Annotated in this window: 16 protein-coding genes, 1 tRNA gene and 1 pseudogene; 14 read left to right on the plus strand and 4 right to left on the minus strand. The window is 61.3% G+C overall.

Features of this window, described 5'->3' with window-relative positions:
* Nucleotides 1-49: 49 nt before the first annotated feature.
* Together MP11Mi_RS10310 and MP11Mi_RS10315 are read left to right on the plus strand one after the other, a co-directional pair.
* Nucleotides 50-1,048, plus strand: a complete 999-nt coding sequence (locus MP11Mi_RS10310; RefSeq protein WP_420038841.1) for a FecCD family ABC transporter permease — start codon at nucleotides 50-52, stop codon at nucleotides 1,046-1,048.
* Nucleotides 1,049-1,134: 86 nt separating this feature from the next.
* Nucleotides 1,135-2,157 (plus strand): FecCD family ABC transporter permease, encoded by a 1,023-nt coding sequence (locus MP11Mi_RS10315; RefSeq protein ID WP_420038842.1) that lies wholly within the window; start codon nucleotides 1,135-1,137, stop codon nucleotides 2,155-2,157.
* A gap of 320 nt (nucleotides 2,158-2,477) precedes the next feature.
* Here the strand turns inward: MP11Mi_RS10315 and MP11Mi_RS10320 are convergent, their stop codons facing one another.
* On the minus strand, nucleotides 2,478-2,852 hold the full coding sequence (locus MP11Mi_RS10320; RefSeq protein ID WP_420038843.1) for a Fic family protein: 375 nt from the start codon (nucleotides 2,850-2,852) through the stop codon (nucleotides 2,478-2,480).
* A gap of 282 nt (nucleotides 2,853-3,134) precedes the next feature.
* Here MP11Mi_RS10320 and MP11Mi_RS10325 point away from each other — a divergent pair, with 282 nt between their 5' ends.
* From MP11Mi_RS10325 to MP11Mi_RS10365, 9 genes and pseudogenes are all read left to right on the plus strand, one after another.
* The gene (locus tag MP11Mi_RS10325) at nucleotides 3,135-3,755 is read left to right on the plus strand and encodes an MspA family porin (protein ID WP_420038844.1); all 621 of its coding nucleotides are present in this window, start codon (nucleotides 3,135-3,137) and stop codon (nucleotides 3,753-3,755) included.
* 121 nt (nucleotides 3,756-3,876) lie between these two features.
* On the plus strand, nucleotides 3,877-4,224 hold the full coding sequence (locus MP11Mi_RS10330) for a hypothetical protein (protein WP_420038845.1): 348 nt from the start codon (nucleotides 3,877-3,879) through the stop codon (nucleotides 4,222-4,224).
* 57 nt (nucleotides 4,225-4,281) lie between these two features.
* A complete protein-coding gene (locus MP11Mi_RS10335; protein ID WP_420038846.1) occupies nucleotides 4,282-4,662 on the plus strand; it encodes a hypothetical protein in 381 nt (126 codons plus the stop codon).
* 746 nt (nucleotides 4,663-5,408) lie between these two features.
* Complete coding sequence (locus MP11Mi_RS10340; RefSeq protein WP_420038847.1) at nucleotides 5,409-7,205, plus strand: hypothetical protein; 1,797 nt, start codon at nucleotides 5,409-5,411, stop codon at nucleotides 7,203-7,205.
* A complete protein-coding gene (locus tag MP11Mi_RS10345; protein WP_420038848.1) occupies nucleotides 7,199-7,642 on the plus strand; it encodes a hypothetical protein in 444 nt (147 codons plus the stop codon). Before MP11Mi_RS10340 ends, MP11Mi_RS10345 begins: the two co-directional genes overlap by 7 nt.
* A 151-nt stretch (nucleotides 7,643-7,793) precedes the next feature.
* Entirely contained in the window at nucleotides 7,794-8,183 is a 390-nt protein-coding gene (locus MP11Mi_RS10350) for a hypothetical protein (protein ID WP_420038849.1), read from the plus strand.
* Between the two features lie 898 nt (nucleotides 8,184-9,081).
* Nucleotides 9,082-9,651 (plus strand): annotated as a pseudogene (locus MP11Mi_RS10355) (IS3 family transposase); the annotation flags it as partial.
* A gap of 125 nt (nucleotides 9,652-9,776) precedes the next feature.
* Entirely contained in the window at nucleotides 9,777-10,898 is a 1,122-nt protein-coding gene (locus tag MP11Mi_RS10360; RefSeq protein WP_420038850.1) for a DUF4258 domain-containing protein, read from the plus strand.
* A 1,668-nt stretch (nucleotides 10,899-12,566) separates the two neighbouring features.
* Nucleotides 12,567-12,941 (plus strand): hypothetical protein, encoded by a 375-nt coding sequence (locus MP11Mi_RS10365; protein WP_420038851.1) that lies wholly within the window; start codon nucleotides 12,567-12,569, stop codon nucleotides 12,939-12,941.
* 1,012 nt (nucleotides 12,942-13,953) lie between these two features.
* Here the strand turns inward: MP11Mi_RS10365 and MP11Mi_RS10370 are convergent.
* Together MP11Mi_RS10370 and MP11Mi_RS10375 are read right to left on the minus strand one after the other, a co-directional pair.
* A complete protein-coding gene (locus MP11Mi_RS10370) occupies nucleotides 13,954-14,412 on the minus strand; it encodes an HNH endonuclease (RefSeq protein WP_420038852.1) in 459 nt (152 codons plus the stop codon).
* A 291-nt stretch (nucleotides 14,413-14,703) separates the two neighbouring features.
* Entirely contained in the window at nucleotides 14,704-15,945 is a 1,242-nt protein-coding gene (locus tag MP11Mi_RS10375; RefSeq protein WP_420712875.1) for a lipase family protein, read from the minus strand.
* Nucleotides 15,946-16,219: 274 nt separating this feature from the next.
* On the opposite strand from MP11Mi_RS10375, the gene MP11Mi_RS10380 reads away from it, so the two are divergent.
* The 3 genes from MP11Mi_RS10380 (at nucleotide 16,220) to cobF (ending at nucleotide 17,993) form a co-directional block, all read left to right on the plus strand.
* A tRNA-Arg gene (locus tag MP11Mi_RS10380) sits at nucleotides 16,220-16,292 on the plus strand.
* A gap of 97 nt (nucleotides 16,293-16,389) precedes the next feature.
* Complete coding sequence (locus MP11Mi_RS10385; protein ID WP_420038854.1) at nucleotides 16,390-17,214, plus strand: SDR family oxidoreductase; 825 nt, start codon at nucleotides 16,390-16,392, stop codon at nucleotides 17,212-17,214.
* On the plus strand, nucleotides 17,211-17,993 hold the full coding sequence (gene cobF / locus MP11Mi_RS10390) for a precorrin-6A synthase (deacetylating) (RefSeq protein WP_420038855.1): 783 nt from the start codon (nucleotides 17,211-17,213) through the stop codon (nucleotides 17,991-17,993). The genes MP11Mi_RS10385 and cobF overlap by 4 nt, the downstream gene beginning before the upstream one ends.
* A 39-nt stretch (nucleotides 17,994-18,032) precedes the next feature.
* Here cobF and MP11Mi_RS10395 read toward each other — a convergent pair whose 3' ends face one another.
* Nucleotides 18,033-18,773, minus strand: a complete 741-nt coding sequence (locus MP11Mi_RS10395) for a 3'(2'),5'-bisphosphate nucleotidase CysQ (RefSeq protein ID WP_420038856.1) — start codon at nucleotides 18,771-18,773, stop codon at nucleotides 18,033-18,035.
* Nucleotides 18,774-18,782: the final 9 nt, after the last annotated feature.

An 18,782-nucleotide genomic window follows, 5' to 3' on the forward strand; every position in this document is an offset into this window, starting at 1 on the left:
GTTGAGCGGAACCGAGACCGGCTCCTCACATAGACAAGGTTCGTACACGTTGGGAAAGACGCCACAGCGCCTCGGCGGTCTCCTCCTGCTAGCCGCAGGCCTGGTGGCAGTGGTCGCAGCGTCCATCGCCTTCGGGTCGCGGGTGATCCCTTTCGGAGACGTCTGGCACGTTCTCTGGAACGATGACGGCACCGAACTCTCCGGCATCGTGCACGGTCTGCGGATTCCGCGGACCGTGCTCGGTCTCGTCGCGGGCGCCGCGATCGGAGCGGCTGGGGCGCTCACTCAAGGCCACACGCGTAACCCGATGGCCGATCCGGGCCTGCTCGGCGTCAACGCGGGCGCCGCGTGCACGGTGGTGCTGGGCGTCTACGTCATCGGCATCACCACACCGATCGAGTACATGGTGTTCGGTCTGGTCGGCGCTCTGGTCGCGTCGAGTCTGATGTTCCTGATCGCGTCGGCGGGCAAAGGTGCGAATCCGTTGACGCTGATCCTCGCGGGTACGGGATTGTCGGTGTTGTTGATGGCAATCACTTCGGCGATCGTCCTGATGGACACCGCGTCGTTGGACGCGTGGCGCTTCTGGCAGGTCGGCTCGACGGAAGGTCGCGGCTGGGATGTCATCGTCGCGACGCTGCCGTTCATCGTCCCGGGCCTGATTCTCGCGGTGGCGAGCGGCTTCTATCTGAACATTCTGTCGTTGGGCGACGACATCGCTCACGCGTTGGGTACCCGGGTCCGGCAGGCTCGCATCGTCGGGATCGTCGGAATCACCTTGCTGGTCGGTGCGGCGACGGCGGCGTGTGGGCCGATCGTGTTCCTCGGTCTGGTGGCCCCACATGTGGCCAGGTTCATCACCGGCCCCGACTACCGCTGGATAGTCCCGTATTCGGCGCTGATCGGTGGACTGTTGTTGGTCGGCAGCGACGTGATCGGTCGTGTCATCGCACGTCCGGGCGAAGTGCAGGCGGGCATCATCCTCGCGGCGATCGGCGCCCCCTTCTTCATCGTGCTGGTGCAGGCGAAGAAGCTGGTGGCCGTCTGATGGATCTCACGAAACCTTCCGATGATGCGCCGGCCGCTGCCGAACGCCCGCTCGACGCCCCGCGAGCACACCGCACCATCATCAGAATGGGCGGAGTGCAGTTCGTCGTGAACCCGTGGGCTGCGGGCCTCGGCGTGGTGCTCGCCGCCATCGCGCTGGTGCTGTTCGCGGTGAGCATCGGGACCAGTTCGTTGCCGATGACCCCGGTCGATGTCGGGCGAATTTTACTCGGCGGCGGCACCAAGTTCGAGAACGTCGTCGTCTTCGACTCGCAACTCCCGATCGGTTTGGTGAGTCTCCTCGTCGGGTTCGCGCTAGGCGCTTCGGGTGCATTGACGCAGGTCACGATGCGCAATCCGCTCGCTACCGCAGACATGCTCGGTATCACCTCGGGGGCCAGTGCGGGCGCCGTCGTCGTCATCACCTTCGGTGCGACGTGGGCGTCATGGCTCGCCGACTTGGGGGTGACGGTGGCCGCCCTCCTCGGTGGTTTGTTGACGGCACTCGCCATGTTCCTGCTGACGTGGCGCCGTGGCATCGATCCGATCCGGTTGGTGCTGGTCGGTGTCGCGATGACCGCGGGCATGCAAGCACTCATCGCGTATCTTTTGACGCGCGCCGAGGTCAGCCAGGTACAGCAAGCTCAATTGTGGATCGTCGGCTCCGTCTCCGGCGCGACATGGAGCAAGGTGTGGCCGCTGGTCGCTGTCATCGTGGTCGCATTGGTGATCATCGCCGCCAATTCGCGGAACCTCGCGGTCATCAGTCTGGGCGAGGAGGTGAGTCGCGGTCTCGGCGTCCGGACCAACGCGGTGACGGGTGTCGTCTTCGTGACGGCGGTAGTCCTGGCTGCTGTCGCTGTGTCCGCGGCAGGGCCGATCGCGTTCGTCGCGCTTCTCGCGCCGCAGGTCGCGGTGCGTCTGGCGCGCGCCGAGATCCCGGGTGCGATCACTTCGGGGTTGATGGGCTCGGTGCTCGTGATCGGCGGCGAGGTGCTCTGCCGCACTCTGCTGCCTGCGGGCCTGCCGGTCGGTGTCGTCACCGCGGGCGTCGGTGGACTGGCGTTGATCTACCTGATGGTCCAGATCACGCGGAAGGCGTCGGTCTGAGGCCTGCCTGCGAGTCGTGCAGATGCTCGGCGGCACTGCCACTGACTGACACCTTGCCGAGACAGCCGCCACGAAACTATGACGAGGACATACCGATCGGTAGTACCACCGACTCTTAGCGCTACGGTCGTGAGGGTGGCGTGGTGATTGCCAGATCCCGGTGGACGCGGGTCGGGTGGTGTCGGTGCGAGCCGATGTAGTGGTTGGCGTTACGCGCGAGACGCCCCGAGATTCTATGCGTGCAGCACGCTCGGCCGGTGCCAGAGGCACCGGCGCCGGGTGGAAATCATTTGCGGTTCCGCCGGCTCGCTTGTGTTCCATCATCCGCTGGAACACCTCTGCTGACCGGGACCGTCCTTGACCGCGGCTGCCGCTGCGGCACCACTGGATACATAGGTGTCGTTGGCTGGTCCGGTCCCTTGGCGTAATGCGGCCGCGAGGTAGGAGGAGTCCGTAGTGGACATAGCGACGTGACGAGCTGCGTGCACGGCGGTGTCGTCGATGGCGTTCCAATCCAGCGCCCAGTCGGATTCACGGAGGTAGTCGGTGAAGAAGAACTGTTGGGTTCGTGAGTTTCCGTCCCGGAACGGGTGCACTCCGGTGAACTCGCCCCAGTGGTGAGCGACCGTGTCCAAGGCTGCGTCCAGGTCAGTGGGGATGGCCGTGACGATCGATGCCAGTGAACACGCGGTCAAGTTCGGTAGGCGGGTACTCGAGTACGGAGCCAGTCAACCACGCTCTACATGGAGTGGCCCGCATCACACGATTTGCTGAGAGGTTGCGGACTGCTGTTACTGGTTGTAGCGTCCGTCTCATCTGTTGTGGCGGTTCGGGAGGAATCGTCCAGGTTTTCCGGGGGTCTACTCGTAGGTCTACGAGTGCTCGATATTTCGCCGGTCGGGGCTGGGTGGTTCCTCTCTTGCGTGGTCGCCGTGTGAAATTTTTTGGGGGAAGTCGTGAAGAAGTCTATTGGCGTCATGTGCGCAGTTTTTGTTGCTTTGATCAGCGTTACCGCGTTCGGTGCTGCTGGCGATGCGTTGGCTGGTCCGACGCGTTCGTTCGCCGACAAGTCGGTGACGCGCCATTCTGATGACGGATGGGCGGTGACACTGTCCAAGTCGGGGGAGAAGATCCGGAGTGTGCCCGCACTCAGTCGCGGGCACGGTTCGTATGAAGCGTTTCTGTCGTTGCGCGGGGCAGCAAACATTTCCGGGTCCGGGGCGGTGCCGGTGGACGCGGCGGTCGTCTCGACCGGGTTTCAGGTCTCGTGTCAGTGGCAGATGGATGGCGTCAACCTCGGTGTCACCGGTGGCCCGACAGCGCAAATGTCGATCTCCTATCCGCCTGCGATCGTGTTGGGTGCGCAGGTGATGCCGAATATCTCGACAACCCTGAAAAATGGTGTGTCGATCGATGTCCCGTTCGGGCAGAAGCCTTTGCAGGGTCCGTCGGCGGGTGTCCGCCTTGATGGGGTTCGCGTGGAGATATCCGGCTGTGTCGGTGCCCGTCCGGCCGTACGCGCTTATGTGCGGGTGGCGATGACCAGCAAGGCTAACGACAACACATTCAACCTCTACGGCAAACCGCACCTGCTGTAGACGCCGTATCTCAGCCCGCTGAGACCGCATGCCCAGGCCTTTCAGGGGTGGTCCTGCGGCTCAGTCGATCGACGGCCTGTTTGTCGATCGAGACCATGAATTGAACGTTAGGAAATCACGAATGATGGCACGTAAATCAGCAGGAGCGATTGCAGCGCTCATCGCAACGGCAGGGCTGGCCACGTCCCTGGTCGGTGCTGGTGAGGCTGATGCGGCGACCCGCCACGGCATCAAGCTCTCGCATTCACAGACTGTTGCGGTATCCCAGCAAGGGTTAGGGAACGCGTTCTCGGCGATCCCATACATCCCGAACCTGGTCTACAACCCCGGCTGGGGACGCGGTATCCAACGCGCTGCGAACGATGCTGCCCGCCACGGCGGATGCATCAGCATCGGGATCATCACCAGCCCAGGAAAATCGAACCTCGACTACGTAAGCGTCTACCCAGCCCGCGCCTGCGCCCGCTAACCGACACTCTGAACACCTAACCGCTCGGCACCAGCAACCAACCCGGGGGACGCGAACATGACCAACACCAGCACGCAACCAGTGACTACTCCTGATCGGGCTAAGCACTCACGCCAGGCGCAGGCCCACGGCCAGCCGGCCCGCGCCGATCAGCCTTCGGTGGCCGGCTCGCCAGCTACGTCGCCTGACAGCACTGATGAAGCATCGGCTGGTGTTGATCGGTCGGTGTCGGTGTGGACGGTGCTGCTGTTCATCGCTGGGTGCGCGATTCTAGTGGTCGCTGCGTGGAATCTGCCGAACCTGGCCCGATGGGGCGATGACTACGGAACCGTGCTCGTGTTCCTCGCGTTCTTTATGGTGATGTCGATCGGTGGCCGCTGGTTCTGGGCCGGGATCGACGCCATCTGGAACGCTGTCCGCGGCAGGGGCCAGTCATGAGCATCACGAACAAGATCACTGGCCGCCCTCGATGGCGCGGCCGTCGTGCTGCAGCCCTGGCCGCTGGTATCGGGACACTCGGCTTCACTGGAGCGATCCTCGCGGCCGGGATCATCGGCGGTGCTGGTGATGCGGGTGCGGATGCGTTGTGTGATCAGATGCGCGCCCAACACGGACCGAACTGGCCATGCATTTCGGTGCCGACCTACACCCCGCCGCCTACGATGCCCACGCAGCCGAGCACGCCGAACGCCCCCGGAGCCCCGTCGGGGGGTGGTCCAGTCATCGGCGGCGATGCTGGACCCGGCCCCGGGCAGGGCAACGGCACACCCATCATCGGCGGCACCACTCCAGCACCCCGCGAACCCGGGAACAGGCAAACACCTGGCGCACCGACCACGCGGGCACCAGGTACCACCACGCTCGCACCGGCTCCCGGGCAGCGCGAGCGGCCCGGCCAGTCCGAGGTCGCCCGGTCTCCCGGACGCACACCTGCGCCTGCGGATGTGCCGGTCGGTCAGCCTCACCCAGAATCGAGCAATGAAGCACTCCTAACCCCATCGACCAACGATGAGCCGACAATCCCGCTACCGGTATGGGTTATCGCCGGGGCCGCGGCCGTGGCTGCGGCTAGCCCACGCGGACGATCGCTACTCAAGCGTGGTGGTTCCACGCGGGCCACGATAGGCCCGTCACGGATGGTGCTGATGCACGACCAAACGTCCCCGACCACCTACCGGTTCGCGATGAACGTCCCTGACGGCGGGCACACCAAGGTCAACCCAGACGGTTCGGCGACGGTCTACGACAAAGATGGCAACCCGATCCGCTCTGTTGCACGTCCGTGGGCGTTCGACGCTGCCGGTCGGCCGCAGAAGACGTGGTACACCGTTGATGAGAACGGTGACCTGGTTCAGCACATCGAACCAGCAGACAACGCACTGTTTCCGATCCTGGCCGACCCCACTGAGGCTACGGGTGCGGCTGCTAGCGCTACCGCTGGCGCGGCTGTCGGTGCCTCGCTCGGCTCTGAAGCGCCAGCGGGAGAATCGGCAAGTGACGGCGACAATGCCATAGCCGGGATGCTGACACCGTTGGTTCAGGGAGGCTCGACCGCGAACGGGCTTGGCCCGGAAGCGGGAGCACCAGCTACCCCCACGCAGCAACCCGAGACCGCGCCCGATCACATCCCCAATGCATTCGGAGTAGGCGAGCAAAAACCTGAGTCAAACTCTGATGCGCTCGGCGATCTCATGAATCCGTCGTTCGACGGATCGGCTGCCCCCGAATCATCTGAGCCTGAGTTCAACCCCTACAACCCACTCACCTACCCCGAAACTGGTCAGGGCAGCGACGGTCAGACCCAACCCGACCAGGCCCAGCCGGATGCGTTGGGTGATTTGCTGATGCCCTCGTTCGACGGATCAGATAGCCCGGAATCGTCTGAGCCTGAGTTCAACCCCTACAACCCGCTCACCTATCCCGACACCAGTCAGAGCGGTGACGGTGACGGGCAAGCCCAAGCGGATCAGGCCCAGTCTGATGCGCTGGGTGAGCTCCTGATGCCCTCGTTCACCAAGGATCCTCAGCCCGAAGGTCGCGTCGATGCTCCCGCCGCAGGTCAGTCGATGACCTATACCGAGTGGCTGCAATACACCAACAATCAACGGTTGGACGGCAGAGTTCACGAGCGGGTCGCTGAGGACGGCACCCGGTCCTACTACGATCTGTCCCGCGGCCCCAACGGCGAACAGATCGAGCGCCCCGTCACTGGCTTCGGCACCGCCCTCGAGAACGAGACCGTCTACAACTTCGGCGACGGAACCGGCAAAACCGGGACAGGACAACCAGCAGTACAAGACACCAACGGCAACTGGTGGGTGTTCGATCGACCGAGTCCCTCCGCAGATACAGTACGCAGAGCTGTCATTGACGGCAGGACAGTCACAGTCACCACTGGTAAACCGCAGTCTGATGGATCATACTGGGAGACAATCAACGCGGGGACAATTGTCCAGCGACACATATCAAAGAATGGCGAAGTCCTTAGCGAAAACACCCTAGACCCCGGAATGGTCGTAGGAGACAGTTCCCTCTCTGAAGCCATTCTTAGTGTCGCAATCCCCGGCGGATGGATCGGACGAGCAGGAAAGCTCGCATGGTCACTACTCCGCAAGAACCCCGAAGCAAAAAAACCACCGCGTCAGGGAACGGCTCCTCGGCCAAACGCCAAGAAGGGATCCACTGAGAGGCACACAAGCATTCACGAAACTCGCCCCGAGTACGGTACTTCTCTCCCTGAGGTGCTCGGCAGGGGGACGGGCGGAGGGAAGAAGGCGCTCGATCAGGCATCAAATATAAGCACTAGGCTTACAAACAAGGGCAGCCCACATACCACACAGCCAGTCCCCGGACCTTCAATGACTCCGATGCCGCAGCCCGGATACCAATATGGCGATATAATCGTCGGCGGAGCGATAATATTCGCTGGTCTAGTTAAAGTATTCAGCCGGATGGCTAGCAGATGGAGGTGGCCGTGGTGATTCGCCGAGAGCAGATTGAAACCATCAGGAGAATATGTGCCGATGCAAGCAGAAACAAGCATCCTGATGTAATCGCTGCACTGGAAACACTTATGGTAGATCCGGATTGGGAGCGCATTCAGGTATCTCTGATATTACTATCTCGATATGCACTTGGCCGAGCACTTGGGCCAAGTTCAAGCTATGCGATGCTGCGGTCGTACGTTGCAACAATCCACCCGACATTCTCTAGATTTGCAGATTGCACACTCGAGGGCCTTCAACTACGTGTCGATAGAATTCTCGAAATTGATTCCAAGGGCTCGGCGAGCAATGAAGAGCTCGATGAGAGCGCAGCAGTATATGCATGCATTCTATGTTTTGTTGCGCTTGACCCCTGGGATAATGAAGAGTGGGAGAGGATCGAAGAATTCCTAGAGGAGGCTAGTAGTGTTTAGGCGCAAACCTACCAGGAGTGAGCTGGTATTGCGTGATGTTGTACATGAGTATTGGGGCGAAATCGAGAGGTCCAATAATGGTTTTGAAGTAGTCGATGGGTTTCGAAATAGAATCCTAGGGGGGAGGGATATCCTCCTCTCGGAACAGTCTATGGTATTTCTGTTCATTCGACTTAACGATATTGCGCAACAAGGAGCTTCTTGTTTTCACACAGAAGAAGAAGTAGTAAGCTTCCTGAAATCTCCAGAATTGGCTAAAGCCTGCACTTCTGCGGTAGCTCCACGTGTCCATGCGCTCGATGAAGGTGTGGATATCGCTGATATCGAACAGTTTATTCACCTGGGGCTGAATCCAGAAGAGGAAGTTTCGCCCAACGATTACGACAACTTGGGCACACGTAGTACTGCAGCCCTTATCCTGGCCTTGGCGTTCGGTTACTCAAAAGATGACCCCATCTGGGGGTACGTAGACCAGATGCGTCAGGATCCCGGGGTTCGAGGCCAGATCGAGCGGGCTGTCCCTTTGAATAGGCGACGGTAGCTGGAGGCGGCTACTGATGACGCTGAAATGTGGCGGAAACTATGATATCCGCCACATGGGGCCTCTGGTGCGGGGCATTGACTGTGAACGACCCTGGAAGTAAGAAGGGTAAATTGTCGAGAATAGTCGAGTTTATGCATGGGCGTGCATGACAGCAGGCCGAGAGTGAGAATGGCATCAGAATGAGCGCGTGGATGGAAAAGCATCCGTGGATACGAAGGTTCCTGCAGTATGGTCCGTTTCCGTAATTCTATCCGGCGGCGGTCACCTGGCCGGCCGCGATCTTCAATTCCGCGAACAGCGTGGGCATGAAGACGAATCGACGACGTGTCAACTTTAAACATGGAATCGGCCATCGTTCTGATACTTGATTGATTAGTCTTCTTTAAATCTTCTTCGGGACGGGGCCGCGATGGTCTGGGCTATTGTGTTTACTCTCGTCGTTTTGGGCTATTTTGCGTTGGGTTCGTCGCCGGGCGACGTAGTGGGTAAGTTGGATCGTCTGTCCGTGCGCGCGGCTTCTGTCGGAACGGGCTGTTGCTCGATGGGATCATCTTCTCGCGGTGTTTGGTCAGCGACGCGCTGACGCGTCCCAGGCCCCGTGCTTCCTTCCCCACGCGAGTCTCGCGATCCGCCAAGGCTCGTGGTAGTCACGCGTTCGCGTTCAACTCCGCGCTGATTCGGGGGAACTGGTGCACCCGTCCGCCCAACGCACGCCGCAACAGCGCGGTCGCACCGAGAGCGACCATTGTAATCCGCATCACAATCTTTGCCAGCTGATTGCGAGTTGCTGTTACCGGTTGTAGCGTCCGACTCATCCGTTGGGTGATTTGTTGATGCCCTCGTTCGACGGATCAGATAGCCCGGAATCGTCTGAGCCTGAGTTCAACCCCTACAACCCCCGGTGCACGATGATCTACTCGCGTTCGTCGACCGGCATGGACAGACGCGTCACGACTTCACCGCAACCAGGCCGAACGAGAAGTGGTTGACCGACATCTCAGAGCATCCGACCGGCGAGGGCAAGCTCTACCTCTGCGCGGTCAAGGACTGCTACTCGGGCAAGATCGTGGGCTACTCGATCGACTCTCGGATGAAGTCCGCACTGGCCGCCTCAGCGATCCGCAATGCGATCACCCAACGCGACCCGGCCGGCACGATCTGCCACTCGGACCGAGGCAGCCAATTTCGTTCCAAGAAGGTCCAGCGACTATTGAAGAACAACGGCCTGAAAGGTTCGATGGGCCGCGTCGGGTCCTCCGGTGATAACGCCGCGATGGAGAGCTTCTTCGCTTTGCTGCAAAAGAACGTTCTCGACACCAAGCGGTGGGGCACCCGCGAGGAACTCCGCCTGGCGATCGTGACTTGGATCGAGACCAAGTACAACCGCAGACGCCGCCAGAGGCGACTCGGCAAGCTCAGCCAGGTCGCGTTTGAGACAATCTACGCAGCCGCAAACGCGGCCTGAAGATCACTAACCCCGAGTGTCAACCAAACTCTGGGCAGACCCGTCAGATCGCGGAAGTCTTCGACTCGAACGGGAACAAGATTCTGCGGGAGGAACGCTACTCAGGTGGAGTCCTCGATACCGGGGTGTCTGCTGGTACAACCGTCAGGCAGTTCGACTACCGCACCGGGCGGGAACTGTACCTAAATTATGATGCCGAAGGGAACCTCTACAACAGCGCGTACAACGACGACGATGTCAACGTCCTTCTCAAACCGGACGGGTCACTTAATGCCACGCTAGTGAACCCGGATGCGGAGTACGACTGGCAACAGATCGCGCAATCGGTACCGCAAGAATTCGCAGATACCAGCCAGGACCAGCCGATCGTGCTGAACAAGGGAGATGAACAACTCACCTTGAATGCCGACGGATCGACCGTCTTGGCGAACTTCGATACGGACCGGGCGTTGCACTTCGATTCCGGAGCAACGGAGCCGAATGCAGTTACGCATGCAGATGGCTCCGATCTCAGTGTCGGCGACGGTCTGCACGATTTCGGGCAAGGTGCGTGGGACGGTGCTCGATCGCTCGTTGGTCTAGGCCCCTACGGGACGGGGGAGGCCTGGAAAGGGTTCGGTAGCGGGCTCGGCACGGTCATCATGTATCTGCCACACGTCATGTCCGACGGTATCCATGGTGCGGCGAACATGGGGAACCCCGCTGGCTACCAACACCCGAACCGCGAAGACGCACTGTTCGAAGCGCTCACCGGTGTCAAACCCGACTACATTCGCACCAGCCCCAGCTACGCCGTCGGAATGCTGGCCGGCGCGGGCATAGCCACCGCGATCCCCGGAGCAGGCGGCGCCCTCACCAAGGCGCTCCGGCCCGGCCTCCGAGCAGGCGAGCATGCAGTCCGCCCGTCTATCGGTGAAACTTCTCCGCCGAACATGCGAGGCTCAGAAGGGGTGCATCCATCTTCTCCTGTGGGTAACATCGTGATGAATGATAGTGCAATACTCCCGCGTAGTATTCCGATGACATTCGACGGGGTGTCGTTTAGTGGCCATGCCGTTGATCGTTTGCGTGGTCGAGGGATACCGCCAACGGCCGCGATTGACGCTATTCAAAATGGGCAAATCTACCCCGGTAGGGGAGGTGCGGTTATTCATTTCAGTCCAGACAATAACATTTCCGTGGTTGTTAATGGGTCGAATGGCCGAGTGGTAACAGTAGAGAAAGGGAAGGCTCGTGGGATTCGCTGAATTAGGTACTGTTCGACACGCCCATTCATCCGCCGCCGCTTTGGTTGAGGAGTATCGATCTGCTAAGTCCTCTCTAAATGACCTTTGTTGGAACTTGGAGTCGATAGTAATCGATCTCGAAAGAGTTCAGTGGAACGATTCTGAGGTAATTAGGGGCGTCTGGTTTGATATCGAGATACTTAATGCGCTAAGTCAAGACTCCGGTGTTTCTCCGGACGGCAAGGAGATAGAGCTCCTCTTGAATGAGTATCTAGGCTGCTTTAAAGGTGTGTAGATGAACCCCACTGCGGAAGGGGAGAAGGACGATCTGGGCAATCGTGTTTGCGTTCGTCGTAATCGGGGTGTTCGGAGTCGGGCTCGTCGCTGCAGTTGTCAGGGTACCGACAGAGGCAGAAGGTTGGGTAATGCCATGACAACGTCAATGATTCGGTATATGCAAACACCCCTAGGCCCGAAGTTTTTACCCCGGGAGGGAGATTTGCAGTCTTGCGCGGGAAAAAATATCTCGCCATGGCTATCGGCAGAACAAACACTGTGGTTATGCAGGTAGAACCAGGGCAGATGCCGCCGGAGTCAGGGTTCGAGACCAACCAGAACGGGTGGTCGAAAAAGCGGTATCGCAACACAGAGTTGGACCGGGCATTTCGGCGAGATACGGAAATTGTGTGGCGGAACTGCATATGGCGCGTCCCCGAAATCTTCCCGGATCAGTTTAGTTTCGTGTGCAGGCTATCTCGCGGGTACACCCCGGTCAGTGAACTAGCAGAGGATCCTCGAACTGAGCGAGGGGATGAGCCGTCCGAGTTGTGGGCACACCTCACTCTGGACGATATTGATGCCCTGGCGATCAGCGAGACGGAAATTCCAAACATTGGGTATGAAGACGAATCAACGAAGCGTTACATTTACGCGTGGAAGCGTCCATCGTTCTGATGCTTGTTTGATTAGTCTTCTTTAAATCTTCTTTGGGTGGGGACGGATGGTCTGGGCTATTGTGTTCGCTCGCGTCGTCGTTGGGCTATTTTGTGTTGGGGTCTTTGCCGATCGAGGTAGTGGGTAGGTCGGATGGTCTGTCCGTGCGCGCGGATTCTGGTCGACGGCATGAAAAAGCTCGGCGGCACTATCGTCGGCTGGCTCAGCTAGAGCCTAATCGGCACGGTAGTCGCTGCAGGAACGAGGATCTGGTGAGTGAAGGAACACTCTCATGGATAGTCTTAATCGGCTTCATTGTCTTATCCGTAGCGCCAATGTTTTCTGTTCGCCTTATCGACAATCGCCGTATGCTGTGGTCTGTTCTATTAGTGCTCGCTGGATCCATCCCTGTAACCGTAGCTATAGTTGTCGACTCTGGAGTTCTTGTTGGTCTCGGAATGATTCCTGTAATGGTCGTCGGATTATGGGTGTGGGCGCTTGTTTAGGCGAACAATTACCACTTCACGAAGAAGAAGTTGAATTCTCAGTTTCCTCGAATATTTCGCGATAACAAAGATGAATTTAAATAGTTGGTGTATTAACCAGTGGGCAAATTAAGAAAAGGGGGCGTGCATGAGCGATGGGGATCAGGGGCTTGCTGGGTCTCTTAGGGTGCAGGGGTTTATCGACGGGGGTCTAGATTCGGCCAGTTATTAGCTGGTGCGGGAGTTGTGGGCGCGTGTTCCGGCGGAGGCGATGGATGTTGTTGCTCCGGCGGATCGTATTGGCGGAGGTTGGTCGCCGACCTCGGTGCTCATCGAGTACAGGTTGGGCGCGATGCCGGGAGACGAGGTAGTCACGCTCGGGGTCGAACACGAGCTCCGGGACGCGTTCTCGGGGAACGGTAGCGTCCGTCCACTGGCCGATATCCCGGGCCGTGGAAAGACTGTTGGCCTAGCGGGAGGCTTCCTCTACGAGGGGACGGACCTGTGGTCAGACACACAGTACGTCTTCGACTCTAGTCGTCTCGTGCTGAGACAGCAGACGTTCACCTGTGAAGTCTCGCGTCGAAACGAATACATCGACGCAATGCGTGAAGTCCGCGATTGGTTTATGAGAATCGTGCAGTAGTGCAGATTCTGTCTCCTACACGGGTGCTTTTTCGGGCCACGGCTTGGAAGGCTCTGACCTGACGTATATTTCGTGGTTTGGATCTGTCGTCTGGTGGACCGTCAAGATGATCGTCTACCTTGTCGTAGAAGCGATATCGATGGGTGCTGCTAAGTATGACCAATGGACGAAGTTCCCGGCACTTCCAGGAGACGCAACTAAGATGCGTGAAGAACCCCGATCGTATCGGAACCATCATGTCCAGTCAGGGAACCGCGTTTCGATCGGGCATCTACAAGGGTATGCTTTCCGGTTACATGGTGATCGGCGGAAGCCAATCACCGGCGAACCAGCTCGGGTACAGCAACGAAAGTGAAGTTCCCTGCGATTGAGGTAACTATGAAGGTCGCACCAGGTATCGGGCGGATGTCCGGGCCGATCCGGCGACGCGTAAGGCTAGAGGTGTTCAGCTCGGCACACCAACACGACTGTCGGACGAGGTGTTGAGTCGGATCACCACCGAGACGGCCGAGGGGCAAAGCCTACGCTGACCGCTGCTGGCCTCATGACCGATGAGATCCTGACCGGTTTGGGTCGGCCGAACTGGCATGCCTCGCAGGTGCAACGGGCTTTGGACTGCTAGCGGGTGCAACAGCTGGCCGCTGAGCTGTTCGGTAGATGCTCTGCTCCAGGCGCAACCGAGTCCGCTCCACGCGAGTAGGTCGGTAAGCGTTCTGTTGCTCGATCGGGGGTATTCGCCGCGCGGCCCAGCGGCACATATCAAAGAATGGCGAAGTCCTTAGCGAAAACAACCTAGACCCCGGAATGGTCTACGGTGATCAGGCCCTATTTCAGGAGATCCTGCTATCGGTGCCGGGTTTAGGATCGGGAGGTCGCGCAGCACGCTTCGCGTGGAACCCGCGCCGCCAAGACATCGCTAGACAGCGATAATCCCGAAGGTGGAGCTGATAAACCGCATCATCAGATCGAGGATCCTTCGCCCCAGTCTCCAACGAGCTGCCCCGTCCAGGGATCACGCCCAGGTCGGGCGGTACGGCTCCCACAGGAGACGGATGCCTGCCTCTTCGGGGGTCCGGTCGCCTTTGGTCCAGTTGCACGGGCCGCACGCGGTGACACAGTTCGCCCAGGTGTTGCCGCCGCCCCGGGACTGCGGCATCACGTGGTCCCACGTGTTGCCGTGCCCGCCGCAGTAAGCGCAAAGATGCTTATCGCGCCGCAACACCTTCTCGCGCGTCGTGTGCTCGCGTTCGACATACGGGCGGTACACGTACTCGCGGAGGATTACCTCACGAGGGACTTCGACCTGCATCGAGACCGAATGGGCGATGATCGGCGGGTCGAAGCCCTCGATCATCCACACCTTGTTCTCGAGGAGGTTGGCTACGACGTCGCGGAAGGGCCGACGGTGCAGCACAGCGTTGTCGGCGTTCCGGACTATTACCGGTATCGCATCGATGGCTTGAATCGTCATGGCGGGTGCACCTCCCCTCAAGAAAATAGCTCAGGCGAGGGCTTCTCGCCGGGTAAGGCGGTGACCGCGTCCACGAAAGTAGAAAGGTACGGGCTGATTCGGTACCGGTCAACGGGTTTTTGGTCTGTGCGGGCCGCCGCCTGGACGCCCGATCGCGCAGGGCGTGGGTGAGGATGCCGTGAGTCGGACTGAACAGATACACGAGCGTGAAGACAGTTCTCTGGGTGAGTGTCGAGTCCGCAGCCTTGATCTCGGTGGCCCGAAATCAAGAGCGGGGACTGGTGCTAGCGGCTATCGACGGAAGGCGGACACCAGGAACTCGACTGCGGGCTCCTGGAGGGTCTGCATCGGGGCGGCGTGTCCGATGACAGATCCCGGAGCGACTGCCGGGGTGTGGTCGTGGATGATCTTCACGTTGGCGCCTTTCGCGCGCCAGTCGCGGTACAGGGTGTCGACCTGCCCGGTGGGGATCACATCGTCGTTGATGCTGGTCGCCAACAGGACGGGAGCGTTCGGGGTGAGTCGTCCGATCCGCTGTGCGTCGACTGCCTTGCGGGCCGCCGGGTAGCGGTTGATGAGGGCGCCGAGCGACTCGCCGGTCCTTGTCCACCGGCTTGTGTGCTGAAAACCGTAGGTGGCGGCGGTGTCGCCGATGCACTGTGTGGCGATGGTGGCGAGTGCGCGCTTGCCCGCCGGGTTCGTCTCCTTGGCGAGAATCGCCTTCAGCTCCGGGTAGCGGGCGGTCATTCCGTTGACCGCGTAACCGATCGCGCCGGAGATAGTGGTGCCGTCGATCTGCCCGATCACCTTTGCTAAGTCGGCGGGAGGTGCGCCCGCGTAGGTTCCCTTCACCGCCAGCTCGGGTGCGTACTGCTCTGCGAGTTCGGCGGCTGCTGCTGCGGCGCCGCCGCCCTGGGAGTAGCCGAAGAAGCCGACGGGCGCCGTCCGGGGCGCATGCGCAACGCGCAGTCCCGCGCGGGCAGCGTCGAGCATGGCGTGGGCGGTCTCGACCCTGTTGACGTAAGTGTGCACGCCGGGGGTGCCCAGGCCGATGTAGTCGGTGACTACCACTCGGATGCCTTTGTCGACCAGTGCGGCGATGTCGCTGCTGGCTGAATTCATGGCCACGCTCGGTTTGGCGGGGTCCACGGCCAGTGATTTCGACAGCACGCGCGACCCGGCGCACTGATCACCTTGCCCCATCGTGCCCGGACCGACGACCACTGTCGGCCGCTCGCCGCCATGCCATTTCGCAGTCGACTCGACGACGAACCCGGTGACAGCGGTCTTGGCGCCGTTCTGCAACGTCGAGGTGTACATCATCCGGGTCGCCGTCGCCGGTATCCCCGTCGTACCGGGTGAACCGTCGATCACGAGCGGCGCCTTCTCGGTGCGGATCACCGAACCCGGGGACGCGGAGAAGTCTGCGGGTGGCAGATAGAAGTCCCGTTCGGCCGACGCATGTGGCGCGGCGACGCTCACACCAGCGGAAAGCGCGACCACCGTCACGAATGTTACAAAAGGGCGAGAAATGTTCACCCCGGTAATCTACGACACGAGTACGCCAGTTGGTAATGCACCTCACTCTGAGACTGAGTTGCGATCGGCCGTGGCACCGAGCATCAGGAGGGTCTGGGGCATCAGAAGGTGATGGGACATCGGAGCGACGGTGGGGGCGACGTGCTCCACGCTGCCCGAAACGGCTGACGTAGACTCATCAATCGTCGGCAGCTGAGTCCCCAGCGCGGCCGCTGACGTGACTGGCCAGGCTGAGGACTCGATCTTCGGCCACAATCAGCCAGTCCCTGCTCTCGTAGCTCAGGGGATAGAGCACCGCTCTCCTAAAGCGGGTGTCGCAGGTTCGAATCCTGCCGGGAGCACAGTCTGAACGCCATGGCGTGATCGTGGCTTTGCTTTCGACCGACGGTGCGGTGCCGACGCGACCTGAACGGCGGATCGCCGTCTACGGTAGACGCCATGACTGCACAGACATCGGGCGTCCTCACCGTTCTCGTGACCGGCGCCAGTAGCGGGATCGGCGCGGACGTGGCACGGCAGATGGTCGCGGCCGGCCATAGCGTGTACGGGACCAGCCGCAACCCCGACGCTGTCAAGAACCCGATCGCGGGCGTCACCTACGTGCGGCTCGACAACGCCGACTACGACTCTGCCGCCGCATGCGTCGCCGAGGTCGGCGACGTCGACGTGCTCATCAACAATGCCGGAGAGAGTGCGGCCGGTGCCTTCGAGGACACCCCGATGGATGCCGTCGAGCACCTGTTCGCCGTCAACGTGTTCGGCCCCGTCGCGCTCACCAAAGCCGTCCTGCCCGGTATGCGTGAACGCGGGCACGGCACCGTCGTAATGGTCGGTTCGATGCTCGCAAGCTTCCCCGTGGCGTTCCGCACCAACTACGCCGCGACCAAAGCCGCGCTCAAGGGCTACGCGATGGCATTGCGCCGCGAAGTCGCGCCGTACGGGATTCGCGTCGTGGCCGTCGAACCAGGCACCATCGCGACCGGCATCGGCGAGCGACGAACCATCCACATCAACGACGAATCGCCGTATCGCGCCGAGTACGAGACAGTCGCCGCCGCCACCCGCGCCAACGAAACCAAGGGCATATCCAGCGCGGCGATGGCGGAGACCATTGTCCGGGCCGCGCTCGCAGAGCAGCCGAAGCCGTTGTACGCCAGAGGGAACCGCGCGCCGATCGTGTTCGCGCTGCAACGTCTCGCGCCGCGTCAGCTCGTCCTCGACCTCACCGCGCGTATCCACGGCCTCGCGAAGGTCCGCCCGTGAGACCGGTCGTCCTCCGCGTCATCGGGATCGGTCCCGGCGGACCACGCCAGATCACGCTCGAAGCCGTCGACGCCATCGCCGCAACCGATGTGTTCCTGATCCTCGACAAAGGCGACCGCACATCCGAGCTGACCGACGCGCGGCAGCAGATGCTCAATACGCACGCCGGGCCCGGTCACCGAGTGGTACAAGTGCCCGACCCGCCGCGCGACCGGAACCCCGTCGACTACGAAGCCGAGGTACGCCGCTGGCACGCCGCTCGCGTCGACGCCATCGACACCACACTCACCGCACACCTGCCCGACGGCGGCACCGCGGCAATCCTCGTCTGGGGCGACCCGGCGCTCTACGATTCGACACTCCGCATCACCGACGCCCTCGCACACCGACGCCCGCTGACCGTCGAAGTCGTCGCAGGCGTGACAAGTGCCTCCGCCCTCACCGCTGCGCACGGGATCGTCGCGCACGCCGTCGGCCAACCGATCCTCACCACCACAGGTAGGCGACTTGCCTCTACACCCGACGGCGCTGACCGAAACCAGATCGTCATGCTCGACTCGTCGCTCGCGTTCCGCGAGACCGCGGCCCCCGACGACATCGTCTACTGGGGCGCCTACCTCGGCACCGAGCACCAGATCCTCGTCAGCGGCCGGGTGGCCGACGTGACCGACGAGATCGTCGCCAAACGCGCCCGAGCACGCGAACAGCTCGGCTGGATCATGGACATCTACCTGCTACAGAAAGCCGGACAGGGGCGACTTCGCTCGACGAGCGAGTGAAATCCGCGACCAGCAGCCGGACCACTGCCAGCCGGAGCACTACCAGGGAGTCGACAGGGCGTCGAGGACCTGGTCGGCGATCTCGCTGCGGCAGATGACGAAGTCCGGCATGTACGGCTGCGGATTGTTGTAGGTGATCTCGCGGCCATCGATCCGGCTGCAGTGCAGGCCCGCGGCGAGCGCGACACCGACCGGCGCGCAGTTGTCCCACTCGTATTGGCCGCCGGAATGCACGTAGGCGTCGGCGTCGCCGCGGACGACTGCCATCGCCTTCGCGCCCGCCGAACCGATCTGCACCGAACGCATTTTCAAGCGGTCCGCGACGGCAGCCGAATGGTACGAATGCCCGTACCGTGAGACGGCGAGCCGATTGGTGAGCGGCCCGGTCACTTCGCCGACTGTGTCGCTGCGAAACAACTCGCCCTGCGCTGGCAGTGACACCGCCGCAACCTCGGGGACGCCGTCGACGGCGAGTGCGACATGCACCGCCCAGTTGTCAGTGCCCAACGAGAACTCGCTCGTACCGTCCAACGGGTCGATGATCCAGACGCGGCGCGTTGTCGACCGGTCGCCGACGTCTTCGGCCTCCTCCGACAGCACCGCGTCGTGCGGGCGGTGCACCCGCAGAACAGTCGAGATCCACGCCTGCGCCATCGTGTCCCCAACATCGCCGACGAGACGGCCGTCGAGCAGGTCTCCGTGTCGGATGCCGTTCAAGACCTCACCCGCACCCTCGGCAATATGGGCGGCGAGGTCGGAATCGGTGAGGCGGGCGGGCATGCACCTACC

Source organism: Gordonia abscondita (assembly GCF_032711245.1).
Lineage (GTDB): Bacteria > Actinomycetota > Actinomycetes > Mycobacteriales > Mycobacteriaceae > Gordonia.